General features: G+C 70.8%; 22 protein-coding genes and 2 tRNA genes. 7 read left to right on the forward strand and 17 right to left on the reverse strand.

Features of this window, described 5'->3' with window-relative positions:
* Nucleotides 1-81: 81 nt before the first annotated feature.
* The 7 genes from ACFT9I_RS31715 to pgsA form a co-directional block, all read right to left on the reverse strand.
* The gene (locus ACFT9I_RS31715) at nt 82-834 is read right to left on the reverse strand and encodes a YebC/PmpR family DNA-binding transcriptional regulator (RefSeq protein WP_382569959.1); all 753 of its coding nucleotides are present in this window, start codon (nt 832-834) and stop codon (nt 82-84) included.
* Nucleotides 835-896: 62 nt separating this feature from the next.
* The gene (pdxT, locus tag ACFT9I_RS31720; protein ID WP_382569961.1) at nt 897-1,502 is read right to left on the reverse strand and encodes a pyridoxal 5'-phosphate synthase glutaminase subunit PdxT; all 606 of its coding nucleotides are present in this window, start codon (nt 1,500-1,502) and stop codon (nt 897-899) included.
* A complete protein-coding gene (pdxS, locus tag ACFT9I_RS31725; protein ID WP_382569963.1) occupies nt 1,492-2,406 on the reverse strand; it encodes a pyridoxal 5'-phosphate synthase lyase subunit PdxS in 915 nt (304 codons plus the stop codon). Before pdxS ends, pdxT begins: the two co-directional genes overlap by 11 nt.
* A 156-nt stretch (nt 2,407-2,562) precedes the next feature.
* Nucleotides 2,563-3,108: a hypothetical protein gene (locus ACFT9I_RS31730; protein ID WP_382569965.1), complete on the reverse strand. Its 546-nt coding sequence runs from the start codon at nt 3,106-3,108 to the stop codon at nt 2,563-2,565.
* 124 nt (nt 3,109-3,232) lie between these two features.
* On the reverse strand, nt 3,233-4,396 hold the full coding sequence (locus ACFT9I_RS31735) for a glycosyltransferase family 4 protein (RefSeq protein WP_382569967.1): 1,164 nt from the start codon (nt 4,394-4,396) through the stop codon (nt 3,233-3,235).
* Complete coding sequence (locus ACFT9I_RS31740) at nt 4,393-5,346, reverse strand: phosphatidylinositol mannoside acyltransferase (protein WP_382569969.1); 954 nt, start codon at nt 5,344-5,346, stop codon at nt 4,393-4,395. Before ACFT9I_RS31740 ends, ACFT9I_RS31735 begins: the two co-directional genes overlap by 4 nt.
* Nucleotides 5,343-6,020: a phosphatidylinositol phosphate synthase gene (gene pgsA, locus ACFT9I_RS31745; protein WP_382569971.1), complete on the reverse strand. Its 678-nt coding sequence runs from the start codon at nt 6,018-6,020 to the stop codon at nt 5,343-5,345. The genes ACFT9I_RS31740 and pgsA overlap by 4 nt, the downstream gene beginning before the upstream one ends.
* Nucleotides 6,021-6,545: 525 nt before the next feature.
* Here pgsA and ACFT9I_RS31750 point away from each other — a divergent pair.
* The gene (locus tag ACFT9I_RS31750) at nt 6,546-8,180 is read left to right on the forward strand and encodes a hypothetical protein (protein WP_382569973.1); all 1,635 of its coding nucleotides are present in this window, start codon (nt 6,546-6,548) and stop codon (nt 8,178-8,180) included.
* Between the two features lie 20 nt (nt 8,181-8,200).
* On the opposite strand, the gene ACFT9I_RS31755 is transcribed toward ACFT9I_RS31750, so the two are convergent.
* A complete protein-coding gene (locus ACFT9I_RS31755; RefSeq protein ID WP_382569975.1) occupies nt 8,201-8,761 on the reverse strand; it encodes an HIT family protein in 561 nt (186 codons plus the stop codon).
* A gap of 66 nt (nt 8,762-8,827) precedes the next feature.
* Here ACFT9I_RS31755 and ACFT9I_RS31760 point away from each other — a divergent pair, with 66 nt between their 5' ends.
* On the forward strand, nt 8,828-9,532 hold the full coding sequence (locus ACFT9I_RS31760) for a potassium channel family protein (protein ID WP_382569977.1): 705 nt from the start codon (nt 8,828-8,830) through the stop codon (nt 9,530-9,532).
* A 36-nt stretch (nt 9,533-9,568) separates the two neighbouring features.
* Here the strand turns inward: ACFT9I_RS31760 and thrS are convergent, their stop codons facing one another.
* Nucleotides 9,569-11,551 (reverse strand): threonine--tRNA ligase, encoded by a 1,983-nt coding sequence (thrS, locus tag ACFT9I_RS31765; protein WP_382569980.1) that lies wholly within the window; start codon nt 11,549-11,551, stop codon nt 9,569-9,571.
* A gap of 194 nt (nt 11,552-11,745) precedes the next feature.
* Between thrS and ACFT9I_RS31770 the strand changes: the two genes are divergently transcribed.
* Nucleotides 11,746-12,471 (forward strand): exonuclease domain-containing protein, encoded by a 726-nt coding sequence (locus ACFT9I_RS31770; protein ID WP_382569981.1) that lies wholly within the window; start codon nt 11,746-11,748, stop codon nt 12,469-12,471.
* 54 nt (nt 12,472-12,525) lie between these two features.
* Here the strand turns inward: ACFT9I_RS31770 and ACFT9I_RS31775 are convergent.
* Both ACFT9I_RS31775 and ACFT9I_RS31780 read right to left on the reverse strand, forming a co-directional pair.
* Nucleotides 12,526-12,597, reverse strand: a tRNA-Val gene (locus ACFT9I_RS31775).
* A gap of 39 nt (nt 12,598-12,636) precedes the next feature.
* Nucleotides 12,637-13,092, reverse strand: a complete 456-nt coding sequence (locus ACFT9I_RS31780) for an SRPBCC family protein (RefSeq protein ID WP_382569983.1) — start codon at nt 13,090-13,092, stop codon at nt 12,637-12,639.
* Between the two features lie 92 nt (nt 13,093-13,184).
* On the opposite strand from ACFT9I_RS31780, the gene ACFT9I_RS31785 reads away from it, so the two are divergent.
* Nucleotides 13,185-15,686: an SCO7613 C-terminal domain-containing membrane protein gene (locus ACFT9I_RS31785; protein ID WP_382569984.1), complete on the forward strand. Its 2,502-nt coding sequence runs from the start codon at nt 13,185-13,187 to the stop codon at nt 15,684-15,686.
* Between the two features lie 80 nt (nt 15,687-15,766).
* Here ACFT9I_RS31785 and ACFT9I_RS31790 read toward each other — a convergent pair.
* Nucleotides 15,767-15,838, reverse strand: a tRNA-Val gene (locus ACFT9I_RS31790).
* 54 nt (nt 15,839-15,892) lie between these two features.
* The gene (locus tag ACFT9I_RS31795; RefSeq protein ID WP_382569986.1) at nt 15,893-16,351 is read right to left on the reverse strand and encodes a TIGR02611 family protein; all 459 of its coding nucleotides are present in this window, start codon (nt 16,349-16,351) and stop codon (nt 15,893-15,895) included.
* A 190-nt stretch (nt 16,352-16,541) separates the two neighbouring features.
* Here ACFT9I_RS31795 and ACFT9I_RS31800 point away from each other — a divergent pair, with 190 nt between their 5' ends.
* Nucleotides 16,542-16,955: an SsgA family sporulation/cell division regulator gene (locus ACFT9I_RS31800; protein ID WP_023542925.1), complete on the forward strand. Its 414-nt coding sequence runs from the start codon at nt 16,542-16,544 to the stop codon at nt 16,953-16,955.
* Between the two features lie 206 nt (nt 16,956-17,161).
* Entirely contained in the window at nt 17,162-17,719 is a 558-nt protein-coding gene (locus tag ACFT9I_RS31805) for a CGNR zinc finger domain-containing protein (protein ID WP_382569989.1), read from the forward strand.
* Between the two features lie 3 nt (nt 17,720-17,722).
* Here the strand turns inward: ACFT9I_RS31805 and ACFT9I_RS31810 are convergent, their stop codons facing one another.
* On the reverse strand, nt 17,723-17,875 hold the full coding sequence (locus ACFT9I_RS31810; protein ID WP_382569990.1) for a hypothetical protein: 153 nt from the start codon (nt 17,873-17,875) through the stop codon (nt 17,723-17,725).
* Between the two features lie 127 nt (nt 17,876-18,002).
* On the reverse strand, nt 18,003-18,464 hold the full coding sequence (locus ACFT9I_RS31815) for a hypothetical protein (protein ID WP_382569993.1): 462 nt from the start codon (nt 18,462-18,464) through the stop codon (nt 18,003-18,005).
* 205 nt (nt 18,465-18,669) lie between these two features.
* Between ACFT9I_RS31815 and ACFT9I_RS31820 the strand changes: the two genes are divergently transcribed.
* Nucleotides 18,670-19,182: a DsbA family protein gene (locus ACFT9I_RS31820; protein ID WP_382569995.1), complete on the forward strand. Its 513-nt coding sequence runs from the start codon at nt 18,670-18,672 to the stop codon at nt 19,180-19,182.
* A gap of 46 nt (nt 19,183-19,228) precedes the next feature.
* Here ACFT9I_RS31820 and ACFT9I_RS31825 read toward each other — a convergent pair whose 3' ends face one another.
* Together ACFT9I_RS31825 and ACFT9I_RS31830 are read right to left on the reverse strand one after the other, a co-directional pair.
* Nucleotides 19,229-20,041, reverse strand: coding sequence for a methyltransferase domain-containing protein (locus ACFT9I_RS31825; RefSeq protein WP_382569997.1), 813 nt, complete (start codon nt 20,039-20,041; stop codon nt 19,229-19,231).
* Nucleotides 20,038-21,180, reverse strand: coding sequence for a hypothetical protein (locus ACFT9I_RS31830; RefSeq protein WP_382569998.1), 1,143 nt, complete (start codon nt 21,178-21,180; stop codon nt 20,038-20,040). Before ACFT9I_RS31830 ends, ACFT9I_RS31825 begins: the two co-directional genes overlap by 4 nt.
* Between the last annotated feature and the right edge of the window lie 11 nt (nt 21,181-21,191).

The raw sequence follows: 21,191 nt of genomic DNA on the forward strand, positions 1-21,191 counted from the left end.
CCGACGGGGGGTGTGTCCCCGTCGGCCCGCCGCGTACAACCGAGTTGGCGCCGGTGACCGCGCGCCGACGAGGTTCGGACGTCAGGCGTCGACCTTCTCCATGACCTCGTCCGAGACGTCGAAGTTGGCGAAGACGTTCTGCACGTCGTCGCTGTCCTCCAGCGCGTCGATCAGCTTGAAGATCTTCCGTGCGCCGTCCTCGTCCAGCTCGACCTGCATGGTCGGCACGAAGTTGGTGTCGGCGGAGTCGTAGTCGATGCCGGCCCCTTGGAGCGCCGTGCGGACCTCGACCAGGTCGGTGGCCTCGCTGAGCACCTCGTAGGACTCACCGAGGTCGTTGACCTCCTCGGCTCCCGCGTCGAGGACGGCGTCGAGGACGTCGTCCTCGCCCAGCCCGCCCTTGGGGACGATCACGACGCCCTTGCGGTGGAACAGGTACGACACGGAGCCGGGGTCGGCCATCGAGCCGCCGTTGCGGGTCATCGCGACGCGGACGTCGGAGGCCGCGCGGTTGCGGTTGTCGGTCAGGCACTCGATGAGAACGGCGACACCGTTGGGCCCGTAACCCTCGTACATGATCGTCTCGTAGTCGGCGCCACCGGCCTCCAGGCCGGCGCCGCGCTTGACGGCCGAGTCGATGTTCTTGTTCGGCACCGAGCTCTTCTTCGCCTTCTGGATGGCGTCGAAAAGGGTCGGATTACCGTCGACGTCGGCGCCTCCGGTGCGGGCCGCGACCTCGATGTTCTTGATCAGCTTCGCGAAGAGCTTGCCGCGCTTGGCATCGATCACGGCCTTCTTGTGCTTCGTCGTAGCCCATTTAGAGTGGCCGGACATCTGCCTGTCTCCTTCGCGTAACCAATCCTGCTCCGTTCGGCAGAGATCCTACCGGGATCCCCTCACCCCGCGGAGCGCACCATCTCCGTGAAGAAGCCGTGCAGACGGTGGTCGCCGGTGAGTTCGGGGTGGAACGCCGTCGCGAGGGCGTTGCCCTGCCGTACGGCGACGACATGCCCGCCGTGCTCGGCGAGCACCTCCACCTCGGCGCCCACGGACTCGACCCACGGTGCCCGGATGAAGACCCCGTCCACGGGTCCCACGCCCACGACGTCGACGGCCGCCTCGAAGGACTCGTTCTGCCGTCCGAAGGCGTTCCTGCGGACGATCATGTCGATGCCGCCGACGGTCTCCTGTCCGGAGCGCGGGTCGAGGATCTTCTCGGCGAGCAGGATCAGGCCGGCGCAGGTGCCGTAGACCGGCATCCCGGCGCGTACGCGTGTCCGCAGCGGCTCCAGCATCCCGAAGAGGACGGCCAGTTTGGACATGGTGGTCGACTCGCCGCCGGGGATCACCAGGCCGTCCACGGCGGCCAGTTCGTCCGGCCGCCGTACGGTCGTGGGGACAGCCCCGGCCGCCGCGAGGGCGGCCAGGTGCTCCCGTACGTCGCCCTGGAGGGCCAGGACGCCGATCAGCGGGCCGCGTGCGGCGCCCTGGTCACCAGCCACGGTTGGCGTAGTGCTCGGACGCGGGCAGGGTGTCGATGTTGATGCCGACCATGGCCTCGCCGAGGTTGCGTGAGGCGTCCGCGACGATCTTGGGGTCGTCGAAGAAGGTGGTGGCCTTGACGATGGCCGCGGCGCGCTTGGCCGGGTCGCCGGACTTGAAGATGCCGGAGCCGACGAAGACTCCCTCGGCGCCGAGCTGGCGCATCAGCGCGGCGTCCGCCGGGGTGGCCACGCCGCCCGCGGAGAACAGCACGACGGGCAGCTTGCCCAGCGCGGCGACCTCCTTGACGATCTCGTACGGAGCGCGCAGCTCCTTCGCGGCGGCGTACAGCTCGTTGTTGTCGTAGCCGCGCAGCCGGGCGATCTCGTTCTTGATCTGGCGCAGATGACGGACGGCCTCGACGACGTTGCCGGTGCCGGCCTCGCCCTTGGAGCGGATCATGGCCGCGCCCTCGGCGATACGGCGCAGGGCCTCGCCCAGGTTGGTCGCGCCACAGACGAACGGCGTGGTGAAGGCCCACTTGTCCGCGTGGTTGACCTCGTCGGCCGGGGTCAGCACCTCGGACTCGTCGATGTAGTCGACGCCGAGGGACTGGAGGACCTGGGCCTCCACGAAGTGGCCGATACGGGACTTGGCCATCACCGGGATCGAGACGGCCTCGATGATGCCCTCGATCATGTCGGGGTCGGACATCCGCGCGACGCCGCCGTCCTTACGGATGTCGGCGGGAACCCGCTCCAGTGCCATCACGGCGACCGCGCCCGCGTCCTCGGCGATCTTGGCCTGGTCGGGCGTGACGACATCCATGATCACGCCACCCTTGAGCTGCTCGGCCATGCCGCGCTTGACGCGCGCGGTGCCGGTCTCGGGGTTCTGGCCGGTGGTGGGAAGCGTGGTGGACACGGTGAGGACCTCACTGGGGAACTGGGGCGGGAGCGGTTCGACGAGGTGAGCAAACCTCTCCGGACCAGTCCACAGCAAGGGCCAATGAAAGGCCGGTGGATCGTTCTCGCGGCCCCTTCTCGTGACCCTCCTCCGTACGGAGGCTACGTACCGGGGCTACGTGCCGGGCCGGTCGGCGAGCGCGACCGGCGGCTCGTCGTCCATCTCGAACGCGAGGGGGAACGGCGCGTGGCCGGCGAGCCGGAACCAGCGGACCGTGCGGTGCCTGCGCAGTGCGCGGGCCGCGCGTACGGAGTCGTTGTGGAAGCGCCGGGCCATGGGCACGCGGCGTACGGCGGCGGCCAGCTCCGTCGCGGCCTCCTCGCCGCCCGCGGCGGCCCGTACCGCCTCGACCTGCGCGACCTCCCCGAAGACGGCCCGCAGCGCCTCGCTCAGCTCGCTCTCGGCCACTTCGCGCAGCTCCTCCTCGGCCTGGCGGGCGGCGTGCGCGCCCTGGTAGAGCACGATCGAGGCGGCGGGATCGAGGACGCCCGCGGTGGCCAGTTCCTGGGCGACCGAGGCGCGGCGCAGCAGTTGGGCGTCGAGGGAGGCCCGTGCGGCGTCGATCCGCGAGTGCAGTCGGTCGAGGCGGCCGGCGGTCCAACTGAGGTACAGGCCGATCGCCAACAGCCCGGCGAGGATCCAGATCAGGGTTTGGGTCACGAACGGCAGGCTACTGGTGGCGGTGGCCGGTTCCCCCACCCCGCCCCTTCCCGAAACCGGGTACGGGGCCGGACGGGCCCCCGGCCCCGTACCCGCGACTCGGCCTTCCAAGAAGGCCGGCGGCTCAGTCGCGGGCCGCCAGGCCGAAGCGGGCGCGGAGGCCCACCCGTTCGTCCGTGGCCACCGACGCCGCGCCGTCGGTCACCGTCTCGTAGACCGCCAGAATGTCCGCCCCCACCGTCGACCAGTCGAAGCGCCGCACGTGCGCGCTGCCGCGCTCCCGCAGTTCCTTGCGGCGCTCCGGGTCCCCCAGGAGCCGTACCGCCGCCTCCGCGAGCGCGTCCGCGTCCTCGTTGGCGAACAGTTCCCCGGCCATGCCCTGGTCCAGGACCTGCGCGAACGCGTCCAGGTCGCTCGCCAGCACCGCCGCGCCCGCCGACAGAGCCTCGACCAGGACGATGCCGAAGCTCTCGCCGCCGGTGTTGGGCGCCACGTACAGGTCGACACTGCGCAGCAGCCGCGCCTTGTCCTCGTCGCTGACCATGCCGAGGAATTCGACGCGCTCGCGCATCTCCTCGGGAAGCGACTCCACGGCTTCCTTCTCGTCGCCGCGGCCGGCGATCAGCAGCCTGGTCTCCGGAAGGGCGTCGAGGATCTTCGGCAGGGCCTTCATCAGGACGGGCAGCCCCTTGCGGGGTTCGTCGATGCGCCCTATGAAGCCGATCGTGCCGCCCTGCCACTCGGGGTTGACCTCGGCCTCGGCGAAGAAGCCGACGTCGACGCCGTTGGGGATGACGACCGCGTCGCCGCCCAGGTGCTCGACGAGCGTGCGCCGCGCGTACTCGCTCACGGCGATCCGCGCGCTTATTTTCTCCAGCGCCGGCTGGAGGATCGGGTACGCGGCGAGCATCACGCGCGAGCGCGGGTTCGAGGTGTGGAACGTCGCGACTATCGGCCCCTGCGCCGCCCAGCAGGCGAGCAGCCCCAGCGAGGGCGCCGTGGGCTCATGGATGTGGATGACGTCGAAGGTGCCGTCGTGCAGCCAGCGCCGTACCCGGGCCGCCGCCAGGAAGCCGAAGCTCAGCCGGGCGACGGAGCCGTTGTACGGGACGGGCACGGCGCCCCCGGCGGAGACCACGAACGGCGGGAGCGGCGTCTCGTCGTCTGCGGGCGCGAGCACCGAGACGTCGTGGCCCAGCCGGATCAGATGGTCCGCGAGGTCCCTGATGTGGAACTGCACTCCGCCCGGTACGTCCCAGGAGTACGGGCAGACGATGCCGATCTTCACCCGGTCCCCCCGGCGGTCGCGGCACTTCCGGCGCTCTCCGTGCTCTCCGCGGGACGTGGTTCGAGGTCGGCGAGCCAGAGACGTTGCAGCATGTGCCAGTCCTCCGGGTGCTCCGCGATGCCGACGGCGAACATGTCCGCCACGGCCTGTGTCATCACAGACGACTTTTCGGCGCGCTTGCCTGTCTCCGGCACCTCGACGGCCGGATACACCCGTCCCCGCATGAGCTTGGGCCCGTCGAAGTGGAGCTCCACCGGGAAGAGCAGCGCCCCGGTCTGCTGCGCCAGCATCGCGGGCCCGGCCGGCATCCGGGTCTTCTCACCGAAGAACGTCACCTCGACGCCCGACGCGGACAGATCGCGGTCGGCGACCAGACACACCAGTCCGCCGGCCCGCAGCCGCCTGGCGAGCACACCGAAGGCGCTGCCTCCGGTGTGCGGCAGCACCTCCATACCGAGGCTCTCGCGGTATTCGACGAAACGGTCGAAGAGCGATTCGGGCTTGAGCCGTTCCACGACGGTGGTGAACGGAACGCCCATCCCCCGGGTCAGCCAGGCCCCGGCGAGATCCCAGTTGGCCATGTGCGGCAACGCCAGCACGACGCCCCGACCGCTCTCCAGGCCCTCCGTCAGCAGATGGATGTCCTTGATCTCGACGCTGACCCGCACCCGCTCGTCGCTCCAGACCGGCAGCCGGAACGACTCCATCCAGTACCGCATGTACGAGCGCATCCCGGCCTTCGACAGCTCCCGGAGGCGTTCGGGGCTCGCGTCCGGCTCCACGCGGGCCAGATTCGACTCCAGCCGCAGCACGTTGGTGCCGCGCCGCTTCCACACGGTGTCGGCGATGGTCCTGCCGAGCGCGGCGGCGGCCGGTTCGGGGAGCTTCTTGACGGTGCTCCAGCCGAGTCCGTACAGGGCGTCGGCCAGCCGGTCCCGCCCGCCGCTCATGAAGCGGATCCGGTGGCGCTGGCGGATCCGCTCGCCTGGGCCGCGTCCGCCTCGGCGGACTCACGCCGTACGGTCACGACGCGCTGACCGAGTGTCACCAGACTGCCCGCGGCCACCACCCAGAGCGCGATCGGCAGCAGGATCTCGATCCCGGGCACGCCGAAGGTCTTGTGCATCCCCGCGAGACCCGCCGCCACCAGCGAGATGACGAGACGCTCGGCCCGCTCGATGAGCCCGTTGACCGCCACAGGCAGCCCTATCGACTCGCCTCGGGCCTTCGTGTACGAGACGACCTGGCCACTCGCCAGGCAGAAGATCGACACGGCGCACAGCACGTTGTTGTCGCCCGTCCCCGCGTACCAGAGCGCGAATCCGCCGAAGACCGCGCCGTCGGCGACCCGGTCGAGGGTGGAGTCGAGGAACGCCCCCCACCGGCTGGAGATCCCGGCCTGCCGCGCCATGTTGCCGTCGACGAGGTCGGAGAAGACGAAGAGCGTGATGACGATCGTGCCCCAGAAGAACTCTCCGCGGGGGAAGAAGAACAGCGCTCCCGCCATCACTCCCGCCGTACCGATGAGCGTCACAGCGTCGGGACTCACCCCCCGGCGGAGCAGAAACGCGGCGAACGGGGTGAGGACACGCGTAAAGAATGCACGCGCGTACTTGTTCAGCATGGCCTTCCCGACGGTCGGTTGGGCAGGCGGCCCCATCGGCCACCGGCTGGCCCATCGTAGCCAGGACCGACGCCCTCCACCGCCGGGGCGCCCAGGTGGGGCAGAACCGGCCCGTCCGCCCGACATATGGACGCGGGCCGACCACGGTGCAAAGCTCGAAAGACCACCGTGGGCATCGCTGGAGCTGCCACGCGCGGCTCCTGACGCCCGCGCCCGGCTGCGCACCGTGCGATCGATCGCGTACCGGCCGATCTGCGGTCGGTGTCGCACGGCACGGGCCGCTTCAGCCGCTCGTACGCCCGGCACGAGGCGATGCCGCCCCACCTGGCGGACCGGTTCCGGACAAGCGCCGGAGCCGCGGTGGAAGCCTGAGCGGCGGGACGGTGCGACGCCGGGCCGGTTTCTCCCTGACGCGGACGGCGTGCCCCGGTTACGCTGTGGTGCGCCCCAGCTCAGCAGGTGTGCGGGGCAGGGTAGTTGGAAACAGGGCGCAGCAGCGGATGCTCGCGGCGATGGGGGCGGACAGTGGCGCACGACGGTTTCGATTTCTCTCCTGGAGCTCAGGTTCCGCTCCAGGGGTCGGCGGGTCAGACGGCGGCGACGCATGCCCTGGCCTCGGCGGCGTACCGCGACAGTCCGCTGGAGAAGATCCTTGAGGCGGACAGCGAACTTCACAAGTCCACCGTGTCGAAGGGCAAGGTCTCGCTCTTCGAGCCGAATCTGGGCGAGGCGTTCGCGCGCGCGGTGCAGACGCGGATGCTCGGTGGCGGCCGTGCCGCGCTCATCCAGTCCTTCGGTATGGAACCGCAGACGGTGGTCGAGCACTGTCTGGCGGCGAACCGCATCCGTAAGGAGCGTGACACCCGGCTCACCCTGGTGACCGTCCTGTTCGGTGTGCTGTTCCTGCCGGGGACGCTGCTGTGGATCGGCGTCTTCCAGCTGCGCAGGACGCTGGCGGGTTCGAAGGACAAGAAGGCCGGGGCGATCGGCGGCGCGCTGCTGCTCGGTGTCGCCGCGCTGGCCGTGGTGTTCCTGGTCGCGCTGCCGTTCACGGGCTTCCTCGGCTGGTATCTGCGCGGCGTGATCATCGCGCCGGTCATCGGCTGGCTGCTCGCCAAGCGGATCTGTGAGACGACGGCGAAGGACCTGCGCGCCCGCTGGACCGACCTCCTGGAGGGCGGCGGTCTCGGCGCCAAGGTGCCGGAGGCGGTGCCGGGGCACCCGGACGAGACCGCACGGGAGGAACTGCGCCACGGACTGGAGAAGCTGACGGCCGAGCAGCGGTCCAACGCGATCTTCTACGCGGGCCCCAAGGAAATACTGGGCATGGGTACGCGGTGGGGCAGCTGGCAGCTCGCGGAGGAGCTGGTTCCCAAGGACGCCGACAAGGAGATCCACCAGTTCCGCAGCTACGACGTGATACGGGTGATGCACGACCAGCTGAAGATGCTGGAGCGCGGCCCGCTCAACTCCGGTGGTTTCACCAAGCCCGAGGTGAAGCACTGGATCGTACGGCCGGTCGGTGAGAAGGCCGGATCGGTCAGCAGGCCCGAGGGCCAGGACGTGGAGACCTTCCAGGTCAAGGGCCACGAGATACAGCGGATCTGCAACCACCAGCAGTTCGGCAGCGGCGACCGGCACTATCTGGGCGTCCAGTTCGTGCTCTGGGACGGCCAGTTGGTCATCACGATGATGATCACGGTGACGGTCCTGCACGAGACGCTGCGCATCGAGGTGACCGGCCACGCCCTGGGGCCGGTGAACTCACTGTTCACCTCGAAGCCGTCGCCGAAGACGGTCACCAAGCCCAAGACGGTCAGGTTCTGGGAGACGACGACGCACAGTCTGCCGCTGGTGGAGCCGAAGGAGGCGGTGCGGCTCGCCGTCCGCGCGCCGTTCACCTGGTATCCGCCGATCCTCGACTTCCTCGGCGGCAAGCTGTCGCTGCCCGAGCCGTTCGGTCTGCGGCACGTCTGGGCGGAGGAGCCGTGGCGGCACCGCTTCATGGCGGACGACGCGATGCGCGCCGCGACGCCGGTGCTGCGGGTGGCGCACACGGCGGCCCTGCGCGTGCTGAAGGAGAACGGCGTGGACACCGAGCGCTTCGGCAACCGCTCCTCGTTCCTCAGCGGCGCGATCCAGGACCCGTCACCGAAGTAGGCCGGCGCGCGGGAGCCGGGCTACGCCGTCGGCCAGGCGTCCGCGAGCATCGCCCGGGTGTCCGCCAGCAGTTGCGGCAGCACCCGGGTGTGCGCGACGACCGGCATGAAGTTGGCGTCGCCGCCCCAGCGCGGCACCAGGTGCTGGTGCAGATGCGCGGCGATACCGGCCCCGGCGACGGTGCCCTGGTTCATGCCGATGTTGAAGCCGTGCGCCCCGGAGGCCGTACGCAGCGCGGTCATCGCCTGTTTGGTGAACGCGGCCAGTTCGGCGGTCTCGGCCTCGTCCAGCTCCGTGTAGTCGGCGACGTGCCGGAACGGCACGACCATGAGATGCCCGCCGTTGTACGGATAGAGGTTCAGCACCGCGTAGACCGACTCGCCGCGGGCGATGACGAGCCCGTCCTCGTCGGACTTGCGCGGGATGGAGCAGAAGGGACAGCCGTCGTCCGCGTTCGGGCCGGTGGGCTTGTTCTCGCCCTGGATGTAGGCCATCCGGTGGGGCGTCCACAGGCGCTGGAACGCGTCCGGGGTGCCCACTCCGATCTGCTGCTCCGGCTCACTCGTCATGCTGTGCAGCATATGACTTCGCCCCGGTGAGGCGTGTCGCCGGGCCCGCCCCGCGCACCTCCCGGCCATGCTGGCGCGATGCATGTCCGGAACCGAGCCGACCGGCTGCGCGACTGGGAGCGGCACCTCGAACTGCCGCTGCTCGTCGCCTCGCCGCTCTTCCTCGCCTGTTACGCGGTGCGCGTGCTGAACGAGAGCCCCGACGCGCTCCTGCGCGATGTCGCACTGTGGATCCTGTTCGCGATCTGGGCGCTGTTCGCGGTGGACTACGCGGTCCGTCTGGTGCTGAGCGGCCGGGGTGCCCACTTCGTACGGAGGCACTGGCTGGACACCGTCGTCCTGCTGCTGCCCCTGCTGCGTCCGGTGCGGATCGTGAACACCTACGTGGCACTCCAGCGCCGCCGCGACGAGCCCCGGCTGAGCCTGTACGGGCGGGTGATGGCGTACGCGGGGGTGACTGCCGCCCTGCTGAGCTTCGCCGCGGCGCTCGCGGTCTACCAGCAGGAGCGCGGCGCGCCGGGCGCCACCATCCGTACCTTCGGGGACTCGGTGTGGTGGGCCTGCTCGGCGATCACCACGGTCGGGTACGGCGACGTCACCCCGGTGACACCGCTCGGCCGGCTGTTCGCGGTCTGTCTGATGGGCTGCGGCCTGGCGCTGCTGGGCGCGGTGACGGGTTCGTTCTCCTCGTGGCTGATCCAGGTCTTCGGCCGGGAGGACCGGGCGAGCGGGGCGGGCCGGGAGAGTCCGCCGGCGGACGACGTACGGCCCCCGGGGAGCTGATCCCTCCCGGGGGCCGTACGGAGCCGTGTGGGCGCCTCAGACCTGTACGCGGCGCTCCACGACGTCCAGCAGCTCGGCGAGCGCCTCGTCGGCGGGGATGCCGTTCTTCTGCGTCCCGTCCCGGTAGCGGAAGGACACCGCGCCGTTGGCGACGTCCTCGTCACCGGCGATGATCATGAACGGCGTCTTGGCCTTCTGGTGGTTGCGGATCTTCTTCTGCATCCGGTCCGCCGACGCGTCCACCTCCACCCGCAGCCCCTTGGCCTTCGCCCGTGCGGCGAACTCCTGGAGATAGGGCACGTGCGCGTCGCCGATCGGGATGCCGACCGCCTGGACGGGGGCCAGCCAGGCCGGGAACGCCCCCGCGTAGTGCTCCAGGAGCACGGCGAAGAAGCGCTCGATCGAGCCGAACAGCGCCCGGTGGATCATGACGGGCTGCTGCTTGGTGCCGTCGGACGCGGTGTACTCCAGCTCGAACCGCTTCGGCTGCTGGAAGTCGACCTGGATGGTGGACATCTGCCAGGACCGGCCGATGGCGTCCTTGGCCTGTACGGAGATCTTGGGGCCGTAGTACGCGGCGCCGCCCGGGTCGGGGACCAGCGGCAGGCCCTGCTTGTCGGCGGCCTGCTGGAGCGCGGCCGTGGCCTCCTCCCACTCCGCGTCCTCGCCCATGAACTTGTCGGACTCGGGGTCGCGGGTGGACAGCTCCAGCTCGAAGTCGGACAGGCCGTAGTCCCGCAGCAGATCCAGCACGAAGGTGAGCAGGGAGTCCAGCTCCTGCGGCATCTCCTCCTTGGTGCAGTAGATGTGCGCGTCGTCCTGGGTGAAGCCGCGGGAGCGGGTGAGGCCGTGCACGACGCCGGACTTCTCGTAGCGGTAGACCGTGCCGAACTCGAACAGGCGCAGGGGCAGCTCGCGATAGGACCGCCCGCGCGCCTTGAAGATCAGGTTGTGCATCGGGCAGTTCATGGCCTTGAGGTAGTAGTCCTGGCCGTCGAACTGCATGGGCGGGAACATGCCGTCCGCGTAGTGCGGCAGGTGCCCCGAGGTCTCGAAGAGCTTCTTCTTCGAGATGTGCGGGGTGTTGACGAACTCGTACCCGGACACCTCGTGGCGGTGGCGCGAGTACTGCTCCATCTCCTTGCGGATCACCCCGCCCTTGGGGTGGAAGACCGCGAGGCCGGAGCCCAGCTCGTCGGGGAAGGAGAACAGGTCCAGCTCGCTGCCCAGCCTGCGGTGGTCGCGGCGCTCGGCCTCGGCGAGGAAGTCGAGGTGGGCCTTCAGCTCGTCCTTGGACGGCCAGGCGGTGCCGTAGATCCGCTGGAGCTGCGGGTTCTTCTCGCTGCCGCGCCAGTAGGCGGCGGCGGAGCGCATCAGCTTGAAGGCCGGGATGTTACGGGTGGTGGGCAGGTGCGGACCCCGGCAGAGGTCCTTCCAGCACAGCTCGCCGGTCTTCGCGTCGAGGTTGTCGTAGATCGTCAGCTCACCGGCGCCGACCTCGGCCGACGCGCCCTCGGCGGCGTCGGCGGCCTTGCCCTTGAGCCCGATCAGCTCGATCTTGTACGGCTCGTCGGCCAGCTCGACCCGCGCGTCCTCGTCGGTGGTGACCCGGCGGGAGAACCGCTGGCCGCGCTTCTGGATCTCCTGCATCTTCTTCTCGACGCGCTTGATGTCGTCGGGGGTGAAGGGCTCGGCGACGTCGAAGTCGTAGTAGAAGCCGTCCTTGATCGGCGGACCGATACCCAGCTTGGCCTCGGGGAACAGCTCCTGCACGGCCTGCGCCATGACGTGCGCGGTGGAGTGGCGCAGGATGTTCAGGCCGTCCCCGGAGGACATCTCGACAGGCTCGACGGTCTCGCCGTCGGCGACCTCGTAGCTGAGGTCCTTCAGCTCGCCGCCGACCCGGGCGGCGATCACGGTGCGCTCGCCGGGGAAGAGTCCGGCCGCCGTAGTGCCCGTCGTCACCACGCGCTCTTCCCGCTCGGAATCGCGTTCGATGGTCACGCGGACATCTGACACCGGTCTCTCCTTCACTCAGGGGGCGCGCACGCTCGTTTCCGTACGCGACGGGAATCGTACCGAGCCGGAGGGGCCACTCGCTAAACGGTTGAATTGTGCCGTCATCTCCGGCGTACGGCACAAAGGTCGCGGGTATCACCGATTCGGGCAGTCGGCCTCATGCCATCTGCCAAGCGTGCGCGAGGAGTTCGGGGATGACGCACTGGTACGAGGGCCCCCTGGCCGCATTCGACATCGAAACGACAGGCACCGACGCCGAGGAGGACCGGATCGTCTCGGCCGCCCTCGTCGTCCAGGACATCTCGGGCTCCCGGGCCCGGGTCACCCGCTGGCTGGTCAATCCGGGGATACCGATCCCGGTCGAGGCCACCGAAATGCACGGCCTCACCGACGCGTTGGTCCAGCGCTCCGGCCGCTGGCCGGCGCCGGTGATCGAGGAGGTGGGGCGGGCGCTGGCCGAGCAGTGCATGGCGGGCCGACCGCTGGTGGTGATGAACGCGCCGTTCAGCCTGACGGTGCTCGACCGCGAGATGCGGCGTCACCGCGACTCGTCACTGGCCCGCTATCTGGAGAACGCGCCGTTCTGCGTACTGGATCCGAGCGTGCTGGACCGCCATCTCGACCCCGTCCGCAAGGGCCGCCGACGGCTGGTCGATCTCTGTTCGCTGTACGGGGTGGTGCTGGACGGCTCGCACGACGCCGTGGCCGACGCGGCGGCGGCGCTCGAAGTGGTCAGGTCGGTGGGGCGCCGGTTCGCCACCACGACACAGCAGCTGACCGCGGCCCAGTTGCACGGGCGGCAGGCGGTCTGGCACGCGGCGCAGTCGCGCGGCCAGCAGGAGTGGTTCGCCCGCGGCGCCGGACGCGCGGCGCCCGACCCGGCGTGGCCGCTGCGGCCCCGAATGCCCGTGGTGGCCTGACAGTTGAGGCAAAAAGCAAGGCCGGTCCGTCATCGACGGACCGGCCTTTCCCGGTGGGCGATACTGGGTTCGAACCAGTGACCTCTTCGGTGTGAACGAAGCGCTCTCCCACTGAGCTAATCGCCCGGGAACGGACTGAACCATACAGGTCTCGGCGGGTTTCGTTCAAACCGTATGACGGCCCGCGAGGACCTTCCGCAGCCCCCGCCGCCCGGCCCGCATCATCAGCGCGTGATTGGCGAGGAAGAAGGGGCGCCCGGCCACGGCGAGGCGCCGCAGCAGCGGCTTGTTGACGTCGACCTCCTGCTCGTAGAGGGCGCGTGTGCCGCCGCCCCGGGCGCTCAGCGTCCAGCGCGCCCAGCCTTCGAGGTCGCCGGTCATCTCCATCTCCAGGACGCGGGCGCGCGGGTCGTTCCTGCTCTCGCGGGCGCGGACGAGGAGGTCGTACGGAATCACGGACCGGAACCGGGCGGTCCCGCTGCGCTCGTCGACCGGGGTCACCTCCCGGACCTGGGGCCACCAGTCGGGGTACTCACCGGCCCGCTCCAGCACTCCGAAGACGATGTCCGGGGACGCGTCGAGATCCCAGACGCTGCGGAAGCGGTAGTGATACCAGTCCATGGGTCAAGTGTGCGCCTCTCGCACGTACTCACCCACATATCTGAGTACGAGAGCCGATGGCCCGTGCTGTGGCGCGGGCCACACTCCAGGCCATGGAGAACGTTCCGCGACCGGCCGAGGAGCTAGCGGTCCTCGATGGTGAGCTGGCCCGAATCGAGGCGCGCAGAGCACAGTTGCTCGCCCGCAGGTCCTATCTGCTGACGCTGCTGCGACCCGCGGCACCACAGTCACCCGTGGCACCCGTGGCACCCGTGGCACCGCCACCGTGGCCCGCCCCACGATCGCCCGAGACGTCCCCGCCGAGCGTGCAGAACGCCCTGCTGGCACTGGGCGGTGTGCTGTTGACCATCGCGGCGATCGCCTTCACCGTCGTCAGCTGGGGCGCCATGGGCATCGGCGGCCGGTCCGTCGTGCTGGGCACCGTCACCGTGGCCGCGCTCGCCGCGCCGGCCCTCCTGCTGCGCCGCGCCCTCGCCTCGACGGCCGAGGCCGTCGGCGCGCTGGCTCTGGTGCTGACGGTCCTCGACGCCTACGCCCTGTACCGCGTCGCGCTCCCCGGCGCGGACCCGCTCGGCTACACGGCCACCGTGTGCGCGGTGCTGGCGGCGGTCTGGGCCGCTTACGGGCTGCTCCTCGACCGCCTGCGCGCCCCGCTGCCCGCAGCCGTCCTCACCGCCCAACTCCCGCTGCCGCTCTGGGCGCTGGCCGCCGGAGCGAGCCAACTGACGCTCGCGTGGGCGCTGCTGGCGACCGCCGCCGGGAACATCGCGATGGTGCTGTGGACGAAGCCCGCCCCGGCCAGGTCGATCGCCGGCGTCACCGCCTGGGTGACCGGCGGCTCGGCGCTGCTGATCGCGGGCGGCCTCTCCGTAACCGCCGGCACCCCGCTCGACGCCCTCCGGCCCGGCCTGATGCTGCTCGCCGGGGCCGGCCTGGCTCTCTGCATGGCCGTGCGTGTGCCCGGCGTCTCGTTCGCCGGCGCCCTGGTGGCCGGTCTGGCCGCGATCACCGCGACCGGCGGGGTGCCGCGGCCCTCGCTGTCCATCGGCTGGGCCGTCGTCGGGTATCTGCTGTGCGGCGCGGCCCTGTTGACGGCGGTACGGGCTCCGCTCCCCCGCACGACGGTGCACGGGCTCCGCACCGCCGCCGGGGTCGTCGTGGCCGGGGCCGTCCTGTGGACGCTGCCCGCGACGGCCATGGCGCTGCTCGGCCCGATGTCCCGGGCGGAGGCCGTCTGGTCGGGCGCACCGGGCGGCGCCCGGGAAGCGCTCGGGACGGATCCGGGCTGGTCGGCGATGGCCACGACGCCGCTGGTGCTGCTGATCGCCGCCGGGCTCCTGGCGGCCGCGTACCGCCGGCTGCCCGCCTCCGCACGGCCCGCCGCGCTCGCCGGTGCGACGGCGCTCGGCTGGGCCGCTGTGCTGGTCCTGCCGGCGGCGCTGGACCTCGGGTACGCGGCGGCCGTGGCGACGCATCTCGCGCTGACGGCGGGCGCGTTGACGCTCGCGGTGTACCTGCGCCTGCCCGCCGCGCCGCGGCGGCCGGCCCCCTCGGCGCTGTCGGCGGTCTCGACGACGGCCCTGATCTGCGCGCTGGCCGGCGCCGGGGCCGTGTCGCTGCTGGCGCTGGCCACGGAGACGACCACGCTGATCACCCTCGGGGTGCTGCTCGCCCTGCTCTGCGGCGGCGCGGTGACGCTGAACACCGCCGTGACCGAAGCCGGAGCGGCCACCGACGGCGCCGCTCCCACCGAGGCACCGGGCGCCTTCCTGACACGGTCCTTCCAGGCGCTCCTGGCCTGCGTCGCCGTCGCGACGGCCGTCGCGCTGCTGTGTGCCGCCTGCGCGTCCGCCGGTCTGCGGCACGAGCACATCGCCCTGGCCGTCCTCGCCGTGCCGGCCGCCGTCGCGCTGCTCGGGGCGCGCCTGCGCCGCCATCCCGTGGCCCTGCCGATCGAGCTGACGGCGGCCGGAGCCGGTCTGCTCGCCGTCGTCCTCGCCTCGGGACACCCGGGGACCGTCGCCCTCGTGCTGGCCCTCTGCGCGGTCGTCGCGGCGGGCACCGCGCTGCGCCCGGAGCGCCGCCCGGCGGCCGGCTACCTAGCGGCGGCGCTGTTCGTCCTGGCCACCTGGGTGCGGCTGTACGCCTCCGACGTGGCCACCCCCGAGGCGTACACCCTGCCGGTGACCATCCCCGCGCTCGTCGTGGGTGTCCTGCGGCGCCGTGGCGACCCCGGGGCGTCGTCCTGGACGGCGTACGGTCCCGGCCTCGCCGCGACGCTCCTGCCGAGCCTCGTCGCCGCCTGGGGCGACCCGCACTGGGCGCGCCCGCTGGCGCTGGGGGTCGCCGCGCTCGCCGTCACGCTCGTCGGCGCCCGGCTGCGGCTCCAGGCGCTGCTGGTCCTGGGCGGGGGCGTGCTGGCCCTGGACACGCTGCACGAGCTGGCGCCGTACATCGTCCAGGTCGTGGGCGCCCTGCCGCGCTGGCTGCCGCCCGCGCTCGCCGGACTGCTGCTCCTGGCGGTGGGCGCGACCTACGAACGGCGCCTGCACGACGCCCGGCGGCTCCGTGACTCCCTGGGCCGGATGCGCTGACGGGCCGGCGCCCGGCGGTCACGTACCGAAAACGACCGATGCCCCGGAGACGGTGAAGTCTCCGGGGCATCGATTCCGGGTGGGCGATACTGGGTTCGAACCAGTGACCTCTTCGGTGTGAACGAAGCGCTCTCCCACTGAGCTAATCGCCCGGACGCAGGGCAAACATTACCCCATGTCAGTACCGCCGCCGGACCGCTCCGCGGTCACTCCTCGATCTTCCAGGGCATGGTGAATCCGAACTCCCAGAGGTAAATGGCGACCAGTACCGCGATGATCACCACACCGACGCTCGTGAGGATGATGTTGCGCCGCCGCACCTTCGGATCGAGCGCTTTCTGCGCCGCCTCGGTGACCTTGCGCCGCGTCCACCGGAGCACCAGTTGTGCCCAGACGAATTCGGTCGCCCAGATCGCCATACCCCCGAAGATCACGAGCCAGCCGGGGCCGGGCAGCACCAGCATCGCCGCGCCCGCCACGACGACCGCGAGCCCGACGACGAATACGCCGACCTGCCAGCTCACATGAAGCGTCTTCGAACTCTTGATAAAGCCTGGAGCGCGTGAACCCAGCTCCCGCTCGGCCGGCTCCACCGTCAATTCCCCCGCGGTTTTCTGCGCCGTCGGTACGACGACATCCCCCCGCTCGTCACTCTCCGCATGCATGACTCCCAACCTACCCGACGCCGAGTCGTCACCGGAATGGCGGCATAAGTCGAAGTTACACACCCCTGTACGAGCTACCTGAAGGATCACAAAACAGACAGAGGGGTTTACAACGGCACCGTAGGTGGCATGTCGATTTCGCCGACGTGCGAATCCCCGAGCGCACACTGAGCGAAAGGCCCTGGCGCTTATGAACACCACGGTCAGCTGCGAGCTGCACCTGCGCCTCGTTGTATCGAGCGAGTCCTCACTGCCTGTACCCGCGGGCCTGCGGTATGACACGGCCGATCCTTACGCCGTGCACGCCACCTTCCACACCGGAGCCGAGGAGACGGTCGAGTGGGTGTTCGCCCGCGACCTTCTGGCCGAGGGGCTGCACCGGCCCACCGGCACCGGCGACGTCCGAGTCTGGCCCTCACGCAGCCAGGGCCAGGGCGTCGTCTGCATCGCGCTCAGCTCTCCGGAGGGAGAAGCCCTGCTGGAGGCCCCGGCGCGAGCCCTGGAATCCTTCCTCAAGCGAACCGACGCCGCGGTGCCACCCGGTACCGAGCATCGCCACTTCGACCTCGACACAGAGCTGTCTCACATCCTGGCCGAGAGCTGAGCCAGGCCGAGAGCTGCTCGGCGCCGTCCGACTCGGGGAGACGGCGCCGCGCGGACAACCACATACGGGCGGACAGCGACGCCGTCGCCGCGGAACCCACCGCGACGACGGCGTCGCCGCGCTCCCGAAACACCCTCGCCGCGAACACGCCCTAGGATCTGCGGAACCCGGCGGGCACCGGTCCGCAGCAGGCCAGGGAGCGAATCGTGCAGATCCCCCACGACACCCGCAACGCCCTTGAGACCGTCGTCAGTCTCGTGAACACGATCCCCGAGGCCGACGGCGCGGACGGGCTTCCCGATGTCGAGGCCCTGTACGGCTTCGCACAGGCGCACAGCGTGAGCGGTGTGGGCGACCTCGGGCCCCGCGATCTGCGGGCCGTACAGGCCGTACGTACGCGCTTCGCCGAGGTGTTCGCCGCGCCCGGTCCCCGTGAGGCCTCCGAGCTGCTCAACGACCTGGTGGCCGCCGCCGGGACGACGCCGCAGCTGACGGACCACGACGGCTACGACTGGCACGTGCACTACTTCGCGCCGGACGCGTCGATGGCCGACCATCTCGCTGCCGACTGCGGCATGGCGCTGGCGTTCATCGTGGTGGCGGGCGAACAGGAACGGCTGAGGCGCTGCGAGGCGCCGGACTGCGGGCACGCCTTCGTCGACCTGTCGCGCAACCGCTCCCGCCGTTACTGCGACAGCCGCACCTGCGGCAACAGGCTGCATGTGGCCGCCTACCGGGCGCGCCGCAAGGAAGCGGCCGGCTGAGCGTCACAGCAGGAACAGATCATGGACCGCCGCCATCAGCAGCAGGGTGCCGATCACCGCCAGGAAGATCATCAAGGGCGGCTGGGAGAGCGCGAAGAGGCAACCGCGCGGCTCTTCGGTGGGTGCGGGGGTTTGACCCCGTGAGGTATCGAGCATCGCGGGGTGATCATGACGCAGGCGACGGTCCGCCGAACAACCAACACGCGTCCCGGCCAGGCGAGTTCGTCAGATTCGGGGCAAACGTCCACCCCCTGAGACGGGCGGGCCTCGGGGAGGCTCCCGGTCAGAGGCCGTGCTTCTTGAGGATGGCCTCGACATCGCTGAAATCGTCGCCGGAATCCGTGCCGCCGGGCTTCTTCGCCTTGGCCGCCTTCGGCTGCGCCACGGGGGCCGCGGAGGCGCCGAGCGAGGGCGCGGAGGCGGTCGGTGCGACCGCGTCGCGCTGCGCGGCCCTGGCCGCCGCCCGGCGTTCCTTACGGGTCCCGACGCCCGCGCGGCGCTCCACCATCCGTGTCGTCATGAACAGCAGCCAGGAGAATCCGAGGAGCCCGACACCGAGCCAGGCGGTCGGGCTGAACGCCTTGTCGGCGAGCCACTGGACCACTCCGGTCATCACGAGCGCCACGGGCACCAGCGAGTAGGCGGCGATCCTGGTCGCCGCCAGGAAACGCTTGCGGTACGCGGTGATCGCCGCGATCCCGAGGCCGGCAGCGGACACCGCGGAACAAATGGTCTCGGCAATCATCCGGTCCTCCAGGCGTGGCGCCGTCGTCGGTCGTGGGAACTCTCGTCGAGCGTGTCGGTGTACGCCGACATGTCGACCCTTCCATCCTGCACCTCCCGGCGGGGTGGAGGCCACGGTCCGGGGGGACCTCAGGGAGATATCCGGGGTTCGTCTCCTCCCCAGGTCCCGGTCGGGAGCGGCCCCGGCGACCTGGAAGACTGAACACATGAGTGACTTCCCCACCACCGGCCCCGTCGTGCTGGACGTCTGGTGCGAGCTCCAGTGCGTCGACTGCCACACCGCCCTGGCGGACCTGCGCGCGCTGCGGGCGCGCTACGGCGACCGGCTGGACGTACGGCTGCGGCACTTCCCCCTGGACAAGCACCGGCACTCCTTCGCCGCCGCCCAGGCGGCCGAGGAAGCGGTGGAGCAGGGCCGGGGCTGGCCGTACGCGGAGGCCGTCCTGGCCCGCCACGCGGAGCTGGACGCCCGGGGCGAGCCGCTGCTGATCGAGGTCGCCCGCCAACTGGGCCTGGACGAGGAAGAGTTCGACACCGCGCTGATCGACGGCCGGCACACCCTGATCGTCGACGCCGACCAGGCCGAGGGCAAGGCGATCGGTGTGACCGGCACCCCCACGTATGTCATCGGCGGCGAACGGCTCGACGGCGGCAAGAGCCAGGAGGGTCTGCGCGAACGCGTCGAGGAGATCGCCGACCGGCTGCTCGCCGAGGGCTGACACCCGCCCTCACCGAGCATGGCCGGTGAGGGCGTGACGTCCCTCGTTACACTCCGGGATCTTCGGTCCGGTCCCGCCGGCCGGTGACGGTGAACGCCACGGAATAGGTGAGGGTCTCCTCACTGTCCAGGTGGTCGAGGTAGATCTCGATGGCCTCGTCCGCCGCTGTCGGCGAGCCGAGGGCCCGGGCGATGGCTGGGCGGGCGATGTCGAGCTTCAGGTGCCACTGCTCGCGTTCGGTCGGGTTCACCGCTCCGGCGATCAGGTGGTACGGATCGACCCGCACGGTGAGGCCGGTGAGGCCCGCTTTCCGGGCCAGCCGGTACAGCCCGCGACCCGTGTGAGGGTCGAACCCGGTCACGCCCAGGGCAGCCACGACCGGATCGAGAACCGCGCGCAGCTCCGGGCCGACCGGGTCGTGCCAGACGAGCTGGCCGTCGAGATCGAAGAGCACGACCGTGCCACCCGGCCTGGTGACACGGGCCATCTCCGCGACGGCCCGGTCCCGTTCGGCGACGTACTGGAGCATCAGCCGGGAGTAGACGACGTCGAACGTGCCGTCTTCGAAGGGGAGTTCACGGGCGTCGCCGCAGCGGCGTACGAGTGCGGCGCCGTCCGGGTCCGCGGAACCGGCGGCCAGCCGGTCGGGGTTGCCGTCGAAGGCCACGACCCGCGCCCGGGGCCAGGCCCGGTGGACCGCTTGCGCGATATGGCCGGGTCCCGCGCCCACGTCGAGGACCTCGGGCGCGCCCTGGGGCATCACGGGGGCGAGGTACTCCCTCACCCAGGCGTCGGCGTCGACCTTGGCGGTCAGACGGTCGGCCTCGCGGCTGTCCTCCATCAGATACGGAACGCTCATACGGTCCTCCTCGGGTGCTCGACCCGGCCGCGCAGGCGCCGCGCGTAGAGGCCGTCGATGTGCCGGTAGAAATCGGGGTACGCATCGGCGAGCCACAGCGCCTGGCTGTACGGGCGGACAGGTTCCGCGCCGGCCGCGACGAGCCGGTCCAGCGGCAGGTGACTCGCGACGGGCAGGCATCCGGGTTCGAACCCGTCGTAGGCGGGGCACGCGGCAGCCAGCAGTACGTCCGTCACCCGCTGTGTCTCTTCCGCGTCGAGATCGGGTGCCACCAGCAGGTCGCAACGGTTCTCCAGGAACGAGAAGTTGAAGCCCAGCGGTCCCCGGTAGGCCAGCACGGCCGCCCGCATCCGGCCGGTGGCGTCGTAGCTGACCCAGATCCTGCGGTAGCGGCGCAGGCCCACCAGCCGGTAGAGCCGGTCGACGTCGGCCAGCCGCAGATCATCACGGTCCAGGCCCTCGGCCCGGACGTACACCTCGCCTCGGCAGCGGGCCGCGAGGTCGGCCAGCTCCGGACACGCGCCACCGTCCAGCTCGACCACGCGTCCCTGCTTCTCACCACCGCCGTGCGAGCCGCCGAGGACACGGGCGAGGGGCAGCGGAACCATCACGTAGTCCCCCGGCACCACCGCGGCCCCGCCCGGAGGGATGCTTCGCACCAGGCCGCCGAAGGCGAGGGCCGCGAATCGGTTGCTGGGACTGAACCAGTTCTGCTGGGACACATCCCGCTTCTCGGACATCCGAACCGCCACGGCCCCCAGCATCACCGCACGGCCACCCGCCGGCGTGGCATCGCTGACCAGATGCTGGGTCTGCCAGCCGGCGTGCGTGGAACGCCAGGACGTCATCGACGCCCAGCCGCCCCTCGGATCGTCGAACGACACCACGCAGTGCAGCAGTTCGCCCGCCTGGCGGGCGCGCTGCCAGTTGTCGAGGATCACCCGCCAGTAGGGGTCGAGCCTTGCCCGCTTGGCCGGATAGAGAAAACGCGTGCTCTCGTACCGGTCGAAGAGATCTTCGGGGGACCATGCGTTGATCCGGCAGCCAAAATCTGACCAGTCGCCCGCCAGGCCGGTCTGCCCGGGCGAATTCGCGAGTACGGGCGCGGGGACGCGCTCCGCAACCAGTGTGGGATCCATTCGTGCTACTC

This window comes from Streptomyces sp. NPDC057137 (assembly GCF_042670825.1).
In the GTDB taxonomy this organism is placed as follows: Bacteria; Actinomycetota; Actinomycetes; order Streptomycetales; family Streptomycetaceae; genus Streptomyces.

What these genes read in the sequence shown, in the direction of transcription:
- ACFT9I_RS31715 (WP_382569959.1), bottom strand. Translation starts at nt 834, where the DNA reads ATGTCCGGCCACTCTAAATGGGCTACGACGAAGCACAAGAAGGCCGTG.
- ACFT9I_RS31740 (WP_382569969.1), bottom strand. Translation starts at nt 5,346, where the DNA reads ATGAGCGGCGGGCGGGACCGGCTGGCCGACGCCCTGTACGGACTCGGC.
- pgsA (WP_382569971.1), bottom strand. Translation starts at nt 6,020, where the DNA reads ATGCTGAACAAGTACGCGCGTGCATTCTTTACGCGTGTCCTCACCCCG.
- ACFT9I_RS31755 (WP_382569975.1), bottom strand. Translation starts at nt 8,761, where the DNA reads ATGCTGCACAGCATGACGAGTGAGCCGGAGCAGCAGATCGGAGTGGGC.
- ACFT9I_RS31760 (WP_382569977.1), top strand. Translation starts at nt 8,828, where the DNA reads ATGCATGTCCGGAACCGAGCCGACCGGCTGCGCGACTGGGAGCGGCAC.
- ACFT9I_RS31770 (WP_382569981.1), top strand. Translation starts at nt 11,746, where the DNA reads ATGACGCACTGGTACGAGGGCCCCCTGGCCGCATTCGACATCGAAACG.
- ACFT9I_RS31780 (WP_382569983.1), bottom strand. Translation starts at nt 13,092, where the DNA reads ATGGACTGGTATCACTACCGCTTCCGCAGCGTCTGGGATCTCGACGCG.
- ACFT9I_RS31785 (WP_382569984.1), top strand. Translation starts at nt 13,185, where the DNA reads ATGGAGAACGTTCCGCGACCGGCCGAGGAGCTAGCGGTCCTCGATGGT.
- ACFT9I_RS31795 (WP_382569986.1), bottom strand. Translation starts at nt 16,351, where the DNA reads ATGCATGCGGAGAGTGACGAGCGGGGGGATGTCGTCGTACCGACGGCG.
- ACFT9I_RS31800 (WP_023542925.1), top strand. Translation starts at nt 16,542, where the DNA reads ATGAACACCACGGTCAGCTGCGAGCTGCACCTGCGCCTCGTTGTATCG.
- ACFT9I_RS31810 (WP_382569990.1), bottom strand. Translation starts at nt 17,875, where the DNA reads ATGCTCGATACCTCACGGGGTCAAACCCCCGCACCCACCGAAGAGCCG.
- ACFT9I_RS31815 (WP_382569993.1), bottom strand. Translation starts at nt 18,464, where the DNA reads ATGATTGCCGAGACCATTTGTTCCGCGGTGTCCGCTGCCGGCCTCGGG.
- ACFT9I_RS31820 (WP_382569995.1), top strand. Translation starts at nt 18,670, where the DNA reads ATGAGTGACTTCCCCACCACCGGCCCCGTCGTGCTGGACGTCTGGTGC.
- ACFT9I_RS31825 (WP_382569997.1), bottom strand. Translation starts at nt 20,041, where the DNA reads ATGAGCGTTCCGTATCTGATGGAGGACAGCCGCGAGGCCGACCGTCTG.
- ACFT9I_RS31830 (WP_382569998.1), bottom strand. Translation starts at nt 21,180, where the DNA reads ATGGATCCCACACTGGTTGCGGAGCGCGTCCCCGCGCCCGTACTCGCG.